General features: G+C 71.0%; 16 protein-coding genes and 1 pseudogene. 9 read left to right on the top strand and 8 right to left on the bottom strand.

Annotation, left to right across the window (positions count from 1 at the left end):
• The first annotated feature begins 8 nt into the window (after positions 1-8).
• Both H305_RS0106220 and H305_RS0106215 read left to right on the top strand, forming a co-directional pair.
• Positions 9-923 carry a carbohydrate ABC transporter permease gene (locus H305_RS0106220; protein WP_028799657.1) on the top strand — a complete coding sequence of 305 codons (915 nt, stop codon included), beginning with the start codon at positions 9-11 and terminating at the stop codon, positions 921-923.
• The gene (locus H305_RS0106215) at positions 920-1,849 is read left to right on the top strand and encodes a carbohydrate ABC transporter permease (protein ID WP_028799656.1); all 930 of its coding nucleotides are present in this window, start codon (positions 920-922) and stop codon (positions 1,847-1,849) included. The genes H305_RS0106220 and H305_RS0106215 overlap by 4 nt, the downstream gene beginning before the upstream one ends.
• Before the next feature lie 122 nt (positions 1,850-1,971).
• On the opposite strand, the pseudogene H305_RS54455 reads toward H305_RS0106215, so the two are convergent.
• The 3 genes and pseudogenes from H305_RS54455 to H305_RS44620 form a co-directional block, all read right to left on the bottom strand.
• Positions 1,972-2,097, bottom strand: a pseudogene (locus H305_RS54455) (VOC family protein); the annotation flags it as partial.
• A 17-nt stretch (positions 2,098-2,114) separates the two neighbouring features.
• Positions 2,115-2,297, bottom strand: a complete 183-nt coding sequence (locus tag H305_RS53230) for a hypothetical protein (protein ID WP_028799655.1) — start codon at positions 2,295-2,297, stop codon at positions 2,115-2,117.
• A 131-nt stretch (positions 2,298-2,428) separates the two neighbouring features.
• The gene (locus H305_RS44620; protein WP_037762543.1) at positions 2,429-2,629 is read right to left on the bottom strand and encodes a hypothetical protein; all 201 of its coding nucleotides are present in this window, start codon (positions 2,627-2,629) and stop codon (positions 2,429-2,431) included.
• A gap of 181 nt (positions 2,630-2,810) precedes the next feature.
• Here H305_RS44620 and H305_RS0106200 point away from each other — a divergent pair, with 181 nt between their 5' ends.
• Together H305_RS0106200 and H305_RS0106195 are read left to right on the top strand one after the other, a co-directional pair.
• The gene (locus H305_RS0106200) at positions 2,811-3,008 is read left to right on the top strand and encodes a hypothetical protein (protein WP_028799654.1); all 198 of its coding nucleotides are present in this window, start codon (positions 2,811-2,813) and stop codon (positions 3,006-3,008) included.
• Between the two features lie 130 nt (positions 3,009-3,138).
• On the top strand, positions 3,139-4,182 hold the full coding sequence (locus H305_RS0106195) for an NUDIX hydrolase (RefSeq protein ID WP_028799653.1): 1,044 nt from the start codon (positions 3,139-3,141) through the stop codon (positions 4,180-4,182).
• 192 nt (positions 4,183-4,374) lie between these two features.
• Here H305_RS0106195 and H305_RS0106190 read toward each other — a convergent pair whose 3' ends face one another.
• The gene (locus tag H305_RS0106190) at positions 4,375-5,730 is read right to left on the bottom strand and encodes a dipeptidase (protein WP_028799652.1); all 1,356 of its coding nucleotides are present in this window, start codon (positions 5,728-5,730) and stop codon (positions 4,375-4,377) included.
• A gap of 183 nt (positions 5,731-5,913) precedes the next feature.
• Here H305_RS0106190 and H305_RS0106185 point away from each other — a divergent pair, with 183 nt between their 5' ends.
• On the top strand, positions 5,914-7,143 hold the full coding sequence (locus H305_RS0106185; RefSeq protein ID WP_028799651.1) for a geranylgeranyl reductase family protein: 1,230 nt from the start codon (positions 5,914-5,916) through the stop codon (positions 7,141-7,143).
• A 222-nt stretch (positions 7,144-7,365) separates the two neighbouring features.
• On the opposite strand, the gene H305_RS0106180 is transcribed toward H305_RS0106185, so the two are convergent.
• The gene (locus H305_RS0106180; protein ID WP_028799650.1) at positions 7,366-7,815 is read right to left on the bottom strand and encodes a nitroreductase family deazaflavin-dependent oxidoreductase; all 450 of its coding nucleotides are present in this window, start codon (positions 7,813-7,815) and stop codon (positions 7,366-7,368) included.
• A gap of 249 nt (positions 7,816-8,064) precedes the next feature.
• On the opposite strand from H305_RS0106180, the gene H305_RS0106175 reads away from it, so the two are divergent.
• From H305_RS0106175 to H305_RS0106160, 3 genes are all read left to right on the top strand, one after another.
• Positions 8,065-8,778: a TetR/AcrR family transcriptional regulator gene (locus H305_RS0106175; RefSeq protein ID WP_028799649.1), complete on the top strand. Its 714-nt coding sequence runs from the start codon at positions 8,065-8,067 to the stop codon at positions 8,776-8,778.
• Between the two features lie 152 nt (positions 8,779-8,930).
• Positions 8,931-10,175, top strand: coding sequence for a sensor histidine kinase (locus tag H305_RS0106165; protein WP_028799648.1), 1,245 nt, complete (start codon positions 8,931-8,933; stop codon positions 10,173-10,175).
• Entirely contained in the window at positions 10,172-10,837 is a 666-nt protein-coding gene (locus H305_RS0106160; protein WP_028799647.1) for a response regulator transcription factor, read from the top strand. Before H305_RS0106165 ends, H305_RS0106160 begins: the two co-directional genes overlap by 4 nt.
• Here the strand turns inward: H305_RS0106160 and H305_RS44615 are convergent.
• Positions 10,798-11,043 carry a DUF6332 family protein gene (locus H305_RS44615; protein ID WP_051370393.1) on the bottom strand — a complete coding sequence of 82 codons (246 nt, stop codon included), beginning with the start codon at positions 11,041-11,043 and terminating at the stop codon, positions 10,798-10,800. The genes H305_RS0106160 and H305_RS44615 overlap by 40 nt on opposite strands.
• 218 nt (positions 11,044-11,261) lie before the next feature.
• On the bottom strand, positions 11,262-12,743 hold the full coding sequence (locus H305_RS0106150) for an MFS transporter (protein WP_028799646.1): 1,482 nt from the start codon (positions 12,741-12,743) through the stop codon (positions 11,262-11,264).
• An 84-nt stretch (positions 12,744-12,827) separates the two neighbouring features.
• On the opposite strand from H305_RS0106150, the gene H305_RS0106145 reads away from it, so the two are divergent.
• Entirely contained in the window at positions 12,828-13,241 is a 414-nt protein-coding gene (locus H305_RS0106145; protein WP_028799645.1) for a MarR family winged helix-turn-helix transcriptional regulator, read from the top strand.
• 51 nt (positions 13,242-13,292) lie between these two features.
• On the opposite strand, the gene H305_RS0106140 is transcribed toward H305_RS0106145, so the two are convergent.
• Positions 13,293-14,033, bottom strand: a complete 741-nt coding sequence (locus H305_RS0106140; protein WP_028799644.1) for a maleylpyruvate isomerase family mycothiol-dependent enzyme — start codon at positions 14,031-14,033, stop codon at positions 13,293-13,295.
• Between the last annotated feature and the right edge of the window lie 114 nt (positions 14,034-14,147).

Genomic DNA, 14,147 nt, shown 5'->3' with positions numbered 1-14,147 from the left:
GACGTTCCGTGGCGCTCAACATCCCACGGCGCGCGGGACGACGACGGCTGCGGCGGTTCACCCGCCGCGACGTCGTCGTCCTCGGCGTGCTCCTCGGCATACCCGTCCTGCTCGACATCGCCATCGTCTGGGGCCCGACCCTCGCCTCCATCGGACTCTCCTTCACCTCCTGGGACGGCATCGGCGACATCCACTGGGTCGGCGGCGACAACTACAAGAACATGGCCGAGAACTACCCGGTCTTCTGGCCGGCCGTCCGCCACAACATCCTGTGGCTGCTCTTTCTCGGCCTGATCGCCACGCCCTTCGGCCTCTTCCTGGCCGTCCTCATCGACAGAGGCGTCCGCTTCAGCCGCTTCTACCAGTCGACGATCTACCTGCCGGTCGTGCTCTCCCTCGCCGTCGTCGGCTTCATCGCCCAACTGGTCCTGGGCACCGACCAGGGCGTGGTCAACACCATTCTGAACAACCACGACGACCCCGTCGACTGGCTCGGCGACTCACACCTCAACCTCTGGATGATGATGATCGCGGCGAGCTGGCGGCACACCGGCTACGTGATGATCCTCTACCTGGCCGGACTCAAGTCCGTGGACCCGCAGTTGAAGGAAGCGGCTGCGATCGACGGCGCGAACGAGCGCCAGACGTTCTTCCGCGTGGTCTTCCCGACGCTGCGCCCCGTCAACGTCATCGTCGGCGTCATCACCGTCATCGAGGCGCTGCGCGCCTTCGACATCGTCTACGCCGTCAACAAGGGCCGAAACGGCCTGGAACTTCTCTCGGTCCTCATCACGGACAACATCATCGGCGAGGCCAGCCGCATCGGATTCGGCTCGGCGATCGCGGTCGTCCTGCTCACCGTCTCCCTGGGGTTCATCGTGACGTTCCTGGTCCAAGAGCTGCGAGGTGCGCGCGACCGATGACCGCCGACATCCGCACCGACGCGCCCGTCCGAACGGAGCCCGCCACGACACGACGGCCCACTCCCCGCCGCGGGCCGCGCCCCGGCCGCTTCGGCGTGCACATCTTCCTGATGGGCGTGTCCCTGGCCTTCCTCGCCCCGCTCCTGCTCGCGGTCTACGCCTCGCTGCGGCCGTACGAGGAGACCGCACAGCGCGGCTACTTCTCGTTCCCGAGGCATCTGTCCTTCGACTACTACCGCCGGGCCTATACCGAGTCCGGCATGGGCAAGTACTTCACCAACACGCTGCTCATCGCCGTCCCCGGGGTGCTCGTCACCCTGTTCCTGGCGTCCTTCGTCGCGTTCGCGGTCTCCCGCCTCAAGCTGCGGGGCGGCCTCGTCCTGCTGATGTTCTTCACGGCGGGCAACCTGCTGCCCCAGCAGGTGATCGTGACTCCGCTGTACGTCCTGTTCAACAAGATCCCGCTGCCCTGGTGGATGTCCGACTCCCTCACGATGTACGACTCCTACTGGGCCGTGATCATCGTCAACGTCGGCTTCCAGCTGGGCTTCTGCGTCTTCGTGCTCGCCAACTTCATGCGGACCCTGCCGCAGGAGATCCTCGAGGCCGCGGTGGTCGACGGCGCCGGGGTCTGGACCCAGTTCTGGCGCATCACGCTTCCGCTGTGCCGGCCCGCCCTCGCCGCCCTCGGCACCCTCGAATTCACCTGGATCTACAACGACTTCCTCTGGGCCCTGATCTTCATCTCCAACCCCGACAAGCTCCCCGTCACGTCGTCCCTGAACAACCTCCGGGGCCAGTTCTTCACCGACTACAACCTGCTGGCCGCGGGCTCGGTCCTCGTCGCTCTCCCGACGATCCTCGTGTTCCTGCTCCTGCAGCGGCACTTCATCGCGGGACTGACGCTGGGGTCGACGAAGGGGTAGGGCTCGCCGTGCGCGCACGGTGTCCGGCAGGGCCTCCCGGCAAGCGCGCCGAGAGGCCCCGCCGGCTCGTCCACAGCAAGTCGTGAAGGGAAGTCGCCGCCCCTGGCACCCCCTGCTCCGCGTCAGGACGGGGCGAGGACACAGAACCCGGGCCCTCCGGGCCGGCCAGGCACGTTCCACGGGACGTCGCCCTGACCGAGGTCGAGGTCGGTGGCGCCGAGAGCACGCACCCGACCGACGCACGAGGCAGCCCGGCCGTGGGTTCTCAGCCCGTACCGAGGGCCGCCGCCTCGCCGCCGTCGTCGTCCGACTCCGCGTCCGGCGAGGGGACCGCGCCCTCGACCGCTCTTCGCCGCGCGGACTTCTGTCCCTTGGTCACGCACGCGGCCGAACGGGCCAGCTGCGCCTGCAACTGCTCGAACGCCGCCGGCCCTGCCAGATCCCGCAACCTGCGACTTCTGCTCATATCTGGAGAAACGATCCACCGCCCGGTCCGTAACCGGCCGCGCCCGAACGGAGCAATGGCGACGCCGCGTCCGGTGCCTTCCGGCCCGGACGCCGCTCCTGCACCCGTCGGGATCACATGCCGTCCAACAGTGACCGGCCCAGGTCACCCGGTACGCCCGCCTCCGGCGACTCCGCCCACAGCCGGGCGGCGATCTCATCCGCCTCGTCCTGCGGCGTACCCGCCTCGACCAGGATGACCCCCTTGCTGCCGTCGGGGAACTTCACGGCCCGAGCCTCTTTGCCCAGCCGGTCCAGCTTCGCCCTCTCCGGCATCCTCACTCCTTCCGTCGGGGAGGCCACGCTAGAACGCCTTCACCAGGGCCGACAGTCGAGTTCGGCCGTACGGCCTACTGCTCGGCCGCCCCACCGGTGAGTGCCAGGGGTGCCGGTGGGAAATGCTCGGCTTCTCGGGCCGCGCGCGTGACCCTTCGGCGGTTTGCCAGTTGAACCGGGCATGAAGAAGCGCAGCATGCTGGCCATTGCCTCTCTCGCCACCGGGTTCGTCGTCGCGGCGATCACTCCCTCCCACGCCCTGGACGGGGAAGCGCTGGGTGATCTGAACGTCGGTGACTCCCTCAGCACGGTCGATCACACGATCAGCAGCGACAGCCTGGCCGTCGACCAGGACGCGCTGGGCGGCGAGACCGGCTGAAGGGTTCCTTCCATGGCGCCGGTGCCCGGGGACGGGGCACCGGCGCCATGCTGTGGGCGCCCTCATCAGGGGCTGGTTTCCGTGGCAGGGTGGAGCGGGCAAGCCACAGGGGGCCAACAGAAGAGGGGGAATCGTGATCGTCTGGATCAACGGTGCGTTCGGTGCGGGGAAGACCACCACCGCACGGGAACTGATCGAGCTGATCCCGAACAGCACGCTCTTCGACCCCGAGGTCATCGGCGGCGCACTCACGCACCTGCTGCCGGCCAAGCACCTCGCCGAGGTCGGCGACTTCCAGGACCTGCCGATCTGGCGACGTCTGGTGGTCGACACCGCGGCGGCGATGCTCGCCGAGCTGGGTGGAGTCCTCGTGGTCCCGATGACCCTGCTCCGACAGGAGTACCGCGACGAGATCTTCGGCGGTCTGGCCGCGCGCCGTGTCTCCGTACGGCATGTGCTCCTCGCCCCGGCGGAAACGATCCTGCGCGAGCGAATAGCCGACCGTGAGGTGCCGCCGGAGCTGCCCGACGGCGAGATCAGGGTGCGCCAGTGGTCCTACGACCACATCGAGCCCTACCGTGCCGCGCTCGGCGCCTGGCTGACCGCGGACGCCCATCCCGTGGACACAAGCGCCCTCACCCCGTACGACGCGGCGGTCCGCATCGCCGAGGCCGTACGGACCGGGGAGGTTCCCGTCTGCGACATCGTGCAGACCCCCGAACCCACCGCGGAGACCGTCGCCGCCGGAGTGCTCCTCTTCGACGAGCAGGACCGGGTTCTCCTCGTCGACCCGACGTACAAGCCCGGCTGGGAATTCCCCGGCGGCGTCGTCGAGCCCGGTGAGGCCCCCGCCCGAGCAGGCATGCGCGAGGTCGCCGAGGAGACCGGCCTTACGCTCGAGGACGTGCCCAGGCTCCTGGTCGTCGACTGGGAGTCGCCCAGGCCGCCGGGATACGGGGGCCTGCGGCTGCTGTTCGACGGTGGCCGCCTCGACGTGGCGGCCACCCGGCGACTGCTGCTCCCCGGACCCGAGCTCCGCGACTGGCGTTTCGCCACCGAAGAGGAGGCGGCCGACCTCTTGCCGCCCGTGCGCTACGAACGGCTGTGCTGGGCCCTGCGGGCGCGCGAGCGGGGCGCGGCGCTCTACCTGGAGTCAGGGGTCCCCGTGGGGTGACACGGGGGAGTCGGGTCGGCCCGTGCGTGGTCTTCTCCGGCCGGATGCCGGATGCCGGATGCCGGATGCCGGATGCCGGATGCCGGATGCCGGATGCCGGATGCCGGATGCCGGACGCCGGGCGATGGACGCCGGACGCCGGGCATGAGCGGTCGGTGTCGACCGCTGCCCGGCACCCGGCCTGAAGAGCGGTCAGCTTGCCGCGTAGTTCCGCAGGAACAGCGCCTCGGCGACCGACAGACGCTCCAGCTCGTCCGGTGAAACGCCCTCGTTCACCGCGTGGATCTGTGCCTCCGGCTCGCTCAGGCCGATGAGCAGGATCTCGGCCCGCGGGTACAGCGAGGCGAGGGTGTTGCACAGCGGGATGGAGCCGCCCAGGCCCGCGTACTGCATCTCCTGGCCCGCGTACGCGACCGACATGGCATCGGTCATCGCCGCGTACGCCGGGCTCGACGTGTCGGCGCGGAACGGCTGGCCCTGGCCGATCTGCTCGGTGCTCACCCGCGCGCCCCACGGCGTACGCGTCTCCAGGTGGGCCTGGAGCAGCTTGGTCGCCTCGGCGGCGTCCGCGCCCGGCGGCACCCGCAGGCTCACCAGCGCGCGGGCGCCCGCCTGCACGGAGGCCGTCGCGCCGACCACCGGCGGGCAGTCGATGCCGAGGACGGTCACGGCCGGACGCGCCCAGATGCGGTCGGCGATCGTCCCGGAGCCGATGAGTTCCACCCCGTCGAGCACCTTGGCGTCCTTGCGGAACGACTCCTCGTCGTACTGCAGCCCGTCCCAGGCCTCGTCGCCCGCGAGACCGTCGACCGTCGTCGAACCGTCCTCGGCCCGCAGCGAGTCCAGGACGCGGATCAGCGCCGCCAGCGCGTCGGGCGCCGCCCCGCCGAACTGCCCCGAGTGCAGGTTCCCTTCGAGGGTGTCCACCTGAATGCGTACGAGGGTCATGCCGCGCAGCGTCGCGGTCACCGTCGGCAGCCCGGCGCGGAAGTTGCCGGCGTCGCCGATGACGATGGTGTCGGCCGTCAGCAACTCCGGGTGCTCCTCGGCGTACCGCTCGAGGCCGCCGGTGCCCTGCTCCTCCGAACCCTCGACGATCACCTTGACGTGCACCGGGACGCCGCCGTTCGCCTTCAGCGCCCGCAGGGCGAGCAGGTGCATGATGACGCCGCCCTTGCAGTCGGCGCTGCCGCGCCCGTACCAGCGGCCGTCGCGCTCCGTCAGCTCGAACGGCGGCGTCACCCAGCCCGCCTCGTCCAGCGGTGGCTGCACGTCGTAGTGCGCGTAGAGCAGGACCGTCTTCGCACCCTCCGGTCCGGGCAGGAAGCCGTACACCGACTGCGTGCCGTCAGGGGTGTCGAGCAGCGCCAGGTCCTGGAAGCCCTCGGCGCGCAGCGCGTCGACTATCCAGTTCGCCGCGCCCTCGCTCTCGCTCCTGGGATATTGGTCGAAGTCCGCCACCGACTTGAAGGCCACCAGCTCGGCGAGCTCCGCCTTCGCACGGGGCATGAGCGAGGCGACGGTCTCGGCGACCGGATTCGACGACATGGGCACGCTCCTTGTGGGTGCGACGTTGACTTCTGTGTACAGGTGATCAGGTGGTGCGTACGCGCTTACTGGTGTGCAGGGCGCATACGCTGCCGATCCTCCCACAGCGGCCTGCGGCGATGCCCGCCGTAGGATGCGGGGGACAGGTGCGGCAGACGGCTGGACTGGGAGCAGTAGACCATCGTGAGCAGCGAGAACACTTCGGCGGACGACGGGCAGCGGGTGTGGGACGTCGTCGTGGTCGGCGCGGGCCCCGCAGGGGCATCGGCCGCCTACGCGGCAGCGGTCGCGGGACGCAGTGTCCTGCTGCTGGAGAAAGCGGAGCTGCCCCGCTACAAGACGTGCGGCGGTGGCATCATCGGCCCGTCGCGCGACGCGCTGCCACCCGGCTTCGAGTTGCCGTTCCGTGACCGCGTGAACGCGGTCACGTTCTCGCTCGACGGCAGGTTCACCCGCACCCGGCGTTCCAAGCAGATGCTGTTCGGGCTGATCAACCGGCCGGAGTTCGACCAGCAGCTCGTCGAACACGCTCAGAAGGCGGGCGCCGAGCTGCGCACGGGCGTCACGGTCTCCCGAGTCGAGCAGCACGGCTCGGCCGTCCCCGACCGGCGCACCGTCGCCGTCGTGCTCCAGGGCGGCGAGACGGTACTGGCGCGGGCGGTCGTCGGCGCCGACGGCAGCGCCAGCCGCATAGGAGCTCACGTCGGTGTGAAGCTCGACCAGGTCGACCTCGGCCTGGAGGCGGAGATCCCGGTCCCGCAGACCGTCGCCGAGGACTGGCAGGGCCGGGTCCTCATCGACTGGGGCCCCATGCCCGGCAGTTACGGATGGGTGTTCCCCAAGGGGGACACGCTCACCGTCGGCGTGATCTCCGCGCGTGGCGAAGGGGCCGCCACCAAGCGCTACTTGGAGGACTTCATCGCCCGCCTCGGCCTCGCCGGCTTCGAACCGGCGATCTCCTCGGGTCACCTCACGCGCTGCCGCGCCGACGACTCCCCGCTGTCGCGCGGCCGGGTCCTGGTGTGCGGGGACGCGGCCGGGCTGCTCGAACCGTGGACGCGTGAGGGCATCTCCTTCGCGCTGCGCTCCGGGCGGCTCGCGGGGGAGTGGGCGGTACGGATCGCCGAGGCGCACGACGCGGTGGACGCGCGGCGCCAGGCGCTCAATTACGCCTTCGCCGTCAAGGCGGGCCTCGGCGTCGAGATGAGCGTCGGCAAGCGCATGCTCAACGCCTTCGAGCGCCGCCCCGGTCTGTTCCACGCGGCGCTCACGACCGTCCGGCCCGCGTGGAGGGCCTTCACCGGGATCACCCGTGGGTCGACGTCGCTCGGCGAGCTGGTACGTACCCATCCGATGGCCGGCCGGGCTCTGACCGCGTTCGACCGCGGAGCGGCGGGCACGGTCGAGGGCTGAGTGTCGGCGCCGGCAACCGGTGAGTTCGGGGCGGCGGCAGAGCTCGGCATGAGGGCCGAGGCGGGTACGGGGGTCGGTACGCCCTGGACGCCGGGGTGCGCGGGCCTCTTGAAGGCCGGACGCCGCCGACGGCTCAGTGCCCGGCCCTGGCCGACGCGCCCACGGCCGGGTCCGTGGTGAACCGCTGCCCGCCGGCGGCCGGGCGGCCGCCGGTCGGCAGGGTCAGCCGGTGACCGTGACGCGGAAGACCGGGTGGTCCGGGGCGATGCGCAGCAGTTCCTCGTTGGACGAGTCGGGGCCGACACCGTTGAAGAAGACGCCGACTTCCGCCTTCCAGCGCTTGAGGTAGGCACGCAGCAGCGGGACCTTGTCCGCGTCGGCGACCTCGGTCGCCGTGAACACGTCCACGTTCTTGCCGAGTCGCAGCTCGCCGCCGCCCGCCGCCCGCATGTTGTGCGTCCACTGGACATGTCCGCGCGGGGCCACCAGGTACTGCTGCCCGTCCACGACGAGCAGATTGACCGGGGTCGTCCGCCACTCGCCGCTCTTGCGGCCACGCACGGCCAGCACGCGGGAGCCCCAGACGCTGAGCCCGCGACGCGTGATCCAGGCGACCGCGCGGTTGAAGACGTTCACGGTGAACCAGCCGGGCTTCTGGACGTGAGTGGACATGATGACCCCCATCGATCGAGAGAGCGACGCTCTCTGTTGTGAGCACTGCTCTCGTTCGAGAGCAGTCTGCTCCAGATCGGTGCACCAATGCAAGAGCGGTGCTCTCTTTTCGGAGCGCCGTTCTTCAATCAGGGCGCCGATCTGGCTTGGAAGCATCGCTCCGGTTTCGGATCGATGCTCTCCTTTGTGTGCAGTGCTCTGCGAACGTGTCAGACTGCCCGGCATGAGTACCGCACGAGGGACGCGAGCATGAGTACGGCACGAGGGGCGCGAGCCCGGGCCAGGATCGAGGTCACCGCGGCCATCAAGGACGAGGCGCGCAGACAGCTCGCCGCGGACGGTGCCGCCAAACTCTCGCTGCGGGCCGTGGCCCGCGAACTCGGCATGGTCTCGTCCGCGCTGTACCGCTACTTCCCCAGCCGTGACGACCTGCTGACCGCACTCATCATCGACGCGTACGACTCGCTCGGCGAGACCGCTGAGGCGGCGCACGCCGAGGTGGCAGGGGCGGACCCCCGGGAGCGCTGGATCACCGTCTGCACGGCGGTACGCCGCTGGGCGCTGGAGCATCCCCAGGAGTACACGCTGATCTACGGCTCGCCGGTCCCCGGTTACACCGCCCCGGAGACGACCATCCCGGCCGCTGCCCGGGTGGGGCTGCTCCTGATCTCCATCGTCAGGGACGCGTACCGGGACAAGGGGCTGGCCCGCACGCCGCTGCCCGCCGAGCTGAAGCCGGAGGCGCGGCGCATGGCCGCCGAGCTCGCGCCGGACCTGCCGCCCGAGGCGGTGACGGCGCTCGTGGCCGCATGGGCGCAGCTGTACGGGCTGATCGGTTTCGAGCTGTTCGGGCAGTTCCACCGGGTCGTCGAGGACCGGGAGGCGTTCTTCCGGCACGCGGCGGGGCGACTGGCCCACGAAGTCGGTCTGGTGTCCCCGCGGACGGCCGGTTCCGCGGGCTAGTACAGCTGGTCGGGCGGACTGGCCGGGCTGTCCGGTCGGACGGGCTGGTCGTCCACCGCTCCGCGGGGCGCCCCGGTACTCCCCGGGGAGTACGCCTGATCACCTCGCCCGGCGGACGCGGTCGCCGTCCGGGGAGGTCTAGCGTGGCCGTCATGGAAGAGCAGCGCACCCCCAGGTTCCCGGGGTGGGGAGGGCCGCACCTGTGGTGGCGGCACGGGCCGCCCGGCTGGAGCCGCTGGGGCGACCCGGAGCGTGCCGCCCGCCTGCCGTGGCGGTCCACGCTCGCGCTGACGGTCTTCGTCCTCATCGGCTCGAACGTCGCGGCCCACTCCCAGACCGGCGATCGCGTCCAACTCGACCTCTTCGGGCGGGCGCTGTTGCTCGCGGCCTGCGGGCTGCTGCTCTGGCGGCAGAGGTGGCCGGTGCCCGTCGCGTTCGGCACGGCGGGGGCGGCGCTGGTGTATCTCGGCGCCGGATACCCGTACGGTCCCGTCTTCCTCACCGTCGCGCTGGGCTGCTTCAGCGCGGTCGTCAGCGGGCACCGCCGGGCCGCCTGGACGGCGGTCGGCATGCTCTGGGCCGGGCATGTGCTGGTGGGGCACTGGCTGTACCGGTGGCTGCCGCCCGCCGGGGACCGGTCGGCGTCCTGGGGGCAGGAGATCGTGACCGCCACCTGGATCGTGGCGATCGTCGCGCTGTCGGAACTGGTACGGGTGCGCCGAGAGCAGTGGGCCCGTGACCGGGCCGAACGGGCGCAGGCCGCGCGGCGGCGTGCCGACGAGGAACGGCTGCGGATCGCGCGTGAGCTCCACGACGTGCTGGCGCACAGCATTTCGGTGATCAACGTCCAGGCCGGCGTCGGCCTCGCGCTGCTCGACTCCGACCCGGAACAGGCGCGCACGGCGCTGACGACCATCAAGGCCGCCAGCAAGGAGGCGCTCGGCGAGGTCCGGCAGGTGCTCGACACACTGCGTGCCCCGGGGGAGGCGCCGCGTGCCCCGGCACCGGGACTCGACCGCCTCCCCGAACTGGTCGAGCAGGCGGCGGGCGCGGGCCTCACGGTGGAGGTCGAGGGCGCGGACGCGGTGCCGAAGCTGCCGCCCGGGATCGACCTGGCGGCGTTCCGCATCGTCCAGGAGGCGCTCACCAACGTCGTACGGCATTCGGGCTCGCGGCGCGCGCGGGTGCGGCTCGACCATGGGGAGAGCGCGCTGCGTCTGCGGATCGACGACGACGGACCGTCCACCGGCGCCGACGCGGGCGGAAGCGGTAACGGTCTGGCCGGAATGCGGGAGCGGGCCGCGGCCCTGGGTGGCACGATCGAGGCGGGCCCTCGTGGGGACGGGGGCTTCCGCGTGCTGGCCGTACTGCCGTCGAAGGTCGAGGAGGACCGGTGATCCGCGTACTGCTCGCCGACGACCAGGCACTGGTGCGGGCGGGGTTCAGGGCGTTGCTCGACGCGCAGCCGGACATCGAGGTGGCCGGTGAGGCGGCCGACGGCGAGGAGGCGCTGCGCAAGGTGTGCGAACTACGGCCGGACGTCGTCCTGATGGACATCCGGATGCCGCTGCTGGACGGCCTCGCCGCGACGCGCCGGGTCACCGACGACGCGGATCTGAAGGACGTCAAGGTGGTCATGCTCACCACGTTCGAGCTGGACGAGTACGTCTTCGAGGCGATCCGCTCGGGGGCCTCCGGCTTCCTCGTCAAGGACACCGAGCCGGAGGAACTCCTGCGCGCCGTACGGGCGGTGGTCGAAGGTGACGCCCTGCTGTCACCGGGGGTGACGCGGCGGCTGATCTCGGAGTTCGCGGCTCGTTCCAAGGAGCCGGCGGCCGCGGAGTCCCTGGCCGAACTCACCGAGCGGGAGAGGGAGGTGATGGCCCTGGTCGGCATCGGCCTCTCGAACGACGAGATCGCCCGCCGTCTGGTCGTCAGCCCGCTCACGGCGAAGACCCACGTGAGTCGCACGATGGTGAAGCTGGGGGCCCGGGACCGGGCCCAACTGGTCGTTCTCGCCTACGAGTCGGGGCTGGTGCGGCCGGGCTGGCTGGGCTGAGCGACGGTCTCGCGTCCGAAGCGGACCAGCACGGTGACCACCCGTACGGCGAAGACGAGGACGGCCGTGCCGACGCCCGTCATGGCGAGTGCCCGCACGGCGGTGTCCGGCAGGGCGAGGAACAGCGCCGGGCCGGCCACCGTCCCGAAGGCGACGGCCGCCACGAACGCGGCGCTGAGCAGCGCGTATCCGATCTCCACGGTCATCGCGTCCCGCTGAGCCTGGGTGCGCCGCTCGGGCGTGGTCCGGGCCTCGTCCGCGGTCCGCGTCCCGGGCGTGGAGCCGTCGGTGTGCGTGCCTTCCGTGCGTTGGCCGCGTGAACGCCCAGGCGATCCCCCGTGGTTCTTCATCCGGCGAGTGAAACAGGTGTGCGTCCGGCGGGGCAAGGGGCCTCGCCGGACGCACACCGTGGGGAGCCGTCGCCCTAGTCGCGGAGCGCCACGGGCTCCTTCTCGGCCTCCCTCTCAGGGGACTTGGCGACCAGGACCGAGTGTCCGGTGCGCCGTGTCCGCAGTCCCGGCAGGGTGATCAGCAGGCCCGCCACCGCGATGCCCGTCACCACGATCAGGCCGGGACGGTAGCTGTCGAGGACGGCTTGGGGCGAGGCGCCCTCGGACGAGTTCGCGGTCACGACCGCGGTGACGACGGCCAGGAAGATCGCGCCGCCGACCTGCACCGAGGTGTTGAGCAGACCCGAGACCATGCCCTGCTCGTGGTCCTCGACACCGTTGGTGGCCTGGATGTTGAGCGAGGGGAAGACCAGCGCGCAGGCCGCGCCGATCAGCAGCATGGTCGGCAGGATGGCCGCAGCGTACCCGGGGTCGAGGTCGACGCGCAGGAAGAGCGCGTAGCCGGCGACCATCAGGGCGAAGCCCGTCGCGATGAGCCGTGGTGTGCCGAACCGGTCGACGACGGCGCCCACCTTCGTGGAGGACAGCGCCACCAGCGCGCCGGCGGGCAGGAAGGCGAGTGCCGTGTGCAGGGCGGACCAGCCCAGCAGCGACTGCATGTACAGCGTCACCAGGAACTGAAAGCCGACGTACGAGCCGAAGAAGGCCATCGCGCCGAGCTGGGCCCGGATCTGGCTGCCCGAGCGCAGCACGCCGAGCCGGATCAGCGGGCTCGGGCTGCGTCGCTCGACAGCCACGAAGACGGTGAGGAGGACGGCGACCGCGGCGAAGGAGAGCAGCGTGCGGGCCGAGCCCCAGCCCGCTTCGGGGGCCTGGACCACGGTGAAGACGAGCAGCAGCATCGCGCCGGTGCCGAGGATGGCGCCGGGTATGTCGTACCCGCGGTGGTCCTTCTCGCGCTCGCTGCGCGGGATGAGCCTCAGTCCGGCGAACAGGGCGATGACTGCGATGGGTGCGGGCAGCAGCATGGTGAGGCGCCAACTCGCCTCGGTGAGCAGGCCGGACAGGACGAGGCCCATGGAGAAACCAGTGGCCGCGCAGGTGGTGTAGATGGAGAGCGCGCGGTTGCGGAGCGGGCCCTCGGCGAACGTCGTGGTGATGATCGACAGGCCGGCCGGGGCGGTGAACGCCGCGCTGAGGCCCTTGATGAAGCGGCTGGCGATGAGCAGCGGGCCCGAGTCGACGAGACCGCCGAGCAGGGAGGCGAGCGCGAAGACCGCGAGAGCGACCAGGAAGACCTGGCGCCGGCCCAGCAGGTCGGCGGTGCGTCCGCCGAGGAGGAGCAGTCCGCCGTATCCCAGGATGTAGCCGCTGACGATCCATTGGAGCGTCGAGGTGGACAGGTCGAGTTCGGAACCGATGGACGGCAGGGCGACGCCGACCATCGACACGTCCAGCGCGTCCAGGAACATCGCGGCGCAGAGCACCAGCAGAGTGCCCCACAGCCGAGGGATCCAGCGCCCCTGTGACGCGGAGTGGGTGAGCGGAGAGGTCATGCGGTCAGACTACATGCACATGCATTGGATGCAAGCGCATTTAATTCCGATGCAACAAAGCGGATTCTTTGCTACGGTGCGGCCATGGCGGCGAAGAAGGCCGAGCAAGGGCTCGTCAACGAATGGCGCGACATCCTGGCGGTGCACGCCCGCACCCTGTGCGAACTGGACCGCGAGCTGCATCAGCACGGTCTGGGCGCCAGCGACTTCGAGGTGCTCGACGTCCTCGCCGAGGGCACCGCTTCCGACGGCGGCGCCTCCTACCGCGTCCAGGAGATCTCCGAGCGCGTCCACCTGAGCCAGAGCGCTCTGTCCCGGCTCATCGGCCGCCTGGAGAAGGACGGTCTGGTCACGCGGGGTATGTGCGAGGAGGACCGCAGGGGCGTCCGCGTGTGCCTGACGCCGAAGGGGCGCACCCTGCACGGTGAGGTGCTTCCCGTGCAGCGCGCGGTGCTGACCCGGATGCTGGCCGGTGGCGCGCCCTCCGGCTGCGAGTGACCGGACCGGTCGCCCGGGGCCGTGGTGCGGCGCCTCGGATCTGGTTGATCTTCAGCTCCAGGTGATCCCGGACTTCGCCCGCCACACTTCGGCCGTCGAGGCGTCGCCCGTCAGGCCCGGGAACGACTGGCGGTTCCACAGGGACAGGTAGAGCTCGTCGGCAGGGCCGGCCAGCTCGCAGTCCGCCGCTCCTCGCCCCTCCCGCTCGCAGACCGGCGGCTCCTGCGAGAGCCGTAGGGTCCAGACCGCGTCCGGGACGTCAGTCGCCCGCACCCGCAGGACGCGCGGCTCCTGTGTCCGCACCTTGCTCCGCGTCCTGCCGTGGAAGCCGCGCAGCAGCTCGTCGATGCCGTCCACCGCGAACTGAGCCGCGACGGCGCTCCGTTGCGGGCCGAGTGCCGACTCGGCGTCGACCCGGTGCACCGTCGTCTCGTGGGCCTGCCGCCGCGCCCAGAAGGCGAGCGGTGAAGGGGCCGGCAGAAAACTCCAGCACTGTACGTCCGGCGTGGCGCCCGCCAAGGTGTCGACGAGCCGTCGGTGTCCGTCCCTGAACCAGCTCAGGAGGTCGGCGCCGTCGAGATCCGGCAGGCCACCGTCGGGGTGGTACGAAGTGTGCCCCTCGGCGACGAACGAGGTCGCCCACCGGTGCACCATGCCCGTGTGCCGCACCAGGTCCCGCACCTGCCAGCCGGGACAGGTCGCGACCTTGGCGTCGGCACCCGCCTCCTCCGCGGCCCCTGCCAGCAGCCGGCCCTCACGGTCCAGGGTCTCCACGAACTCCGTAATCTCCATGCGGCGAGTCTGCCCGACGGGGCGCGGCCGAGACAGGCGGCACGGTGGTGCGGCCCGGTGTGCACAGGGCGTTCGCATGGCGGCGGCATCGCCCTCGCCGGGCGTTCGTGTCGT

It is taken from the genome of Streptomyces sp. 142MFCol3.1, assembly GCF_000424945.1.
Classification (GTDB): Bacteria; Actinomycetota; Actinomycetes; order Streptomycetales; family Streptomycetaceae; genus Streptomyces; species Streptomyces siamensis.
This window is presented reverse-complemented; position numbering and strand designations above follow the sequence as displayed.

What these genes read in the sequence shown, in the direction of transcription:
- H305_RS0106215 (WP_028799656.1), top strand. Translation starts at nt 920, where the DNA reads ATGACCGCCGACATCCGCACCGACGCGCCCGTCCGAACGGAGCCCGCC.
- H305_RS44620 (WP_037762543.1), bottom strand. Translation starts at nt 2,629, where the DNA reads ATGCCGGAGAGGGCGAAGCTGGACCGGCTGGGCAAAGAGGCTCGGGCC.
- H305_RS0106200 (WP_028799654.1), top strand. Translation starts at nt 2,811, where the DNA reads ATGAAGAAGCGCAGCATGCTGGCCATTGCCTCTCTCGCCACCGGGTTC.
- H305_RS0106190 (WP_028799652.1), bottom strand. Translation starts at nt 5,730, where the DNA reads ATGTCGTCGAATCCGGTCGCCGAGACCGTCGCCTCGCTCATGCCCCGT.
- H305_RS0106180 (WP_028799650.1), bottom strand. Translation starts at nt 7,815, where the DNA reads ATGTCCACTCACGTCCAGAAGCCCGGCTGGTTCACCGTGAACGTCTTC.
- H305_RS0106175 (WP_028799649.1), top strand. Translation starts at nt 8,065, where the DNA reads ATGAGTACGGCACGAGGGGCGCGAGCCCGGGCCAGGATCGAGGTCACC.
- H305_RS0106165 (WP_028799648.1), top strand. Translation starts at nt 8,931, where the DNA reads ATGGAAGAGCAGCGCACCCCCAGGTTCCCGGGGTGGGGAGGGCCGCAC.
- H305_RS44615 (WP_051370393.1), bottom strand. Translation starts at nt 11,043, where the DNA reads ATGACCGTGGAGATCGGATACGCGCTGCTCAGCGCCGCGTTCGTGGCG.
- H305_RS0106150 (WP_028799646.1), bottom strand. Translation starts at nt 12,743, where the DNA reads ATGACCTCTCCGCTCACCCACTCCGCGTCACAGGGGCGCTGGATCCCT.
- H305_RS0106145 (WP_028799645.1), top strand. Translation starts at nt 12,828, where the DNA reads ATGGCGGCGAAGAAGGCCGAGCAAGGGCTCGTCAACGAATGGCGCGAC.
- H305_RS0106140 (WP_028799644.1), bottom strand. Translation starts at nt 14,033, where the DNA reads ATGGAGATTACGGAGTTCGTGGAGACCCTGGACCGTGAGGGCCGGCTG.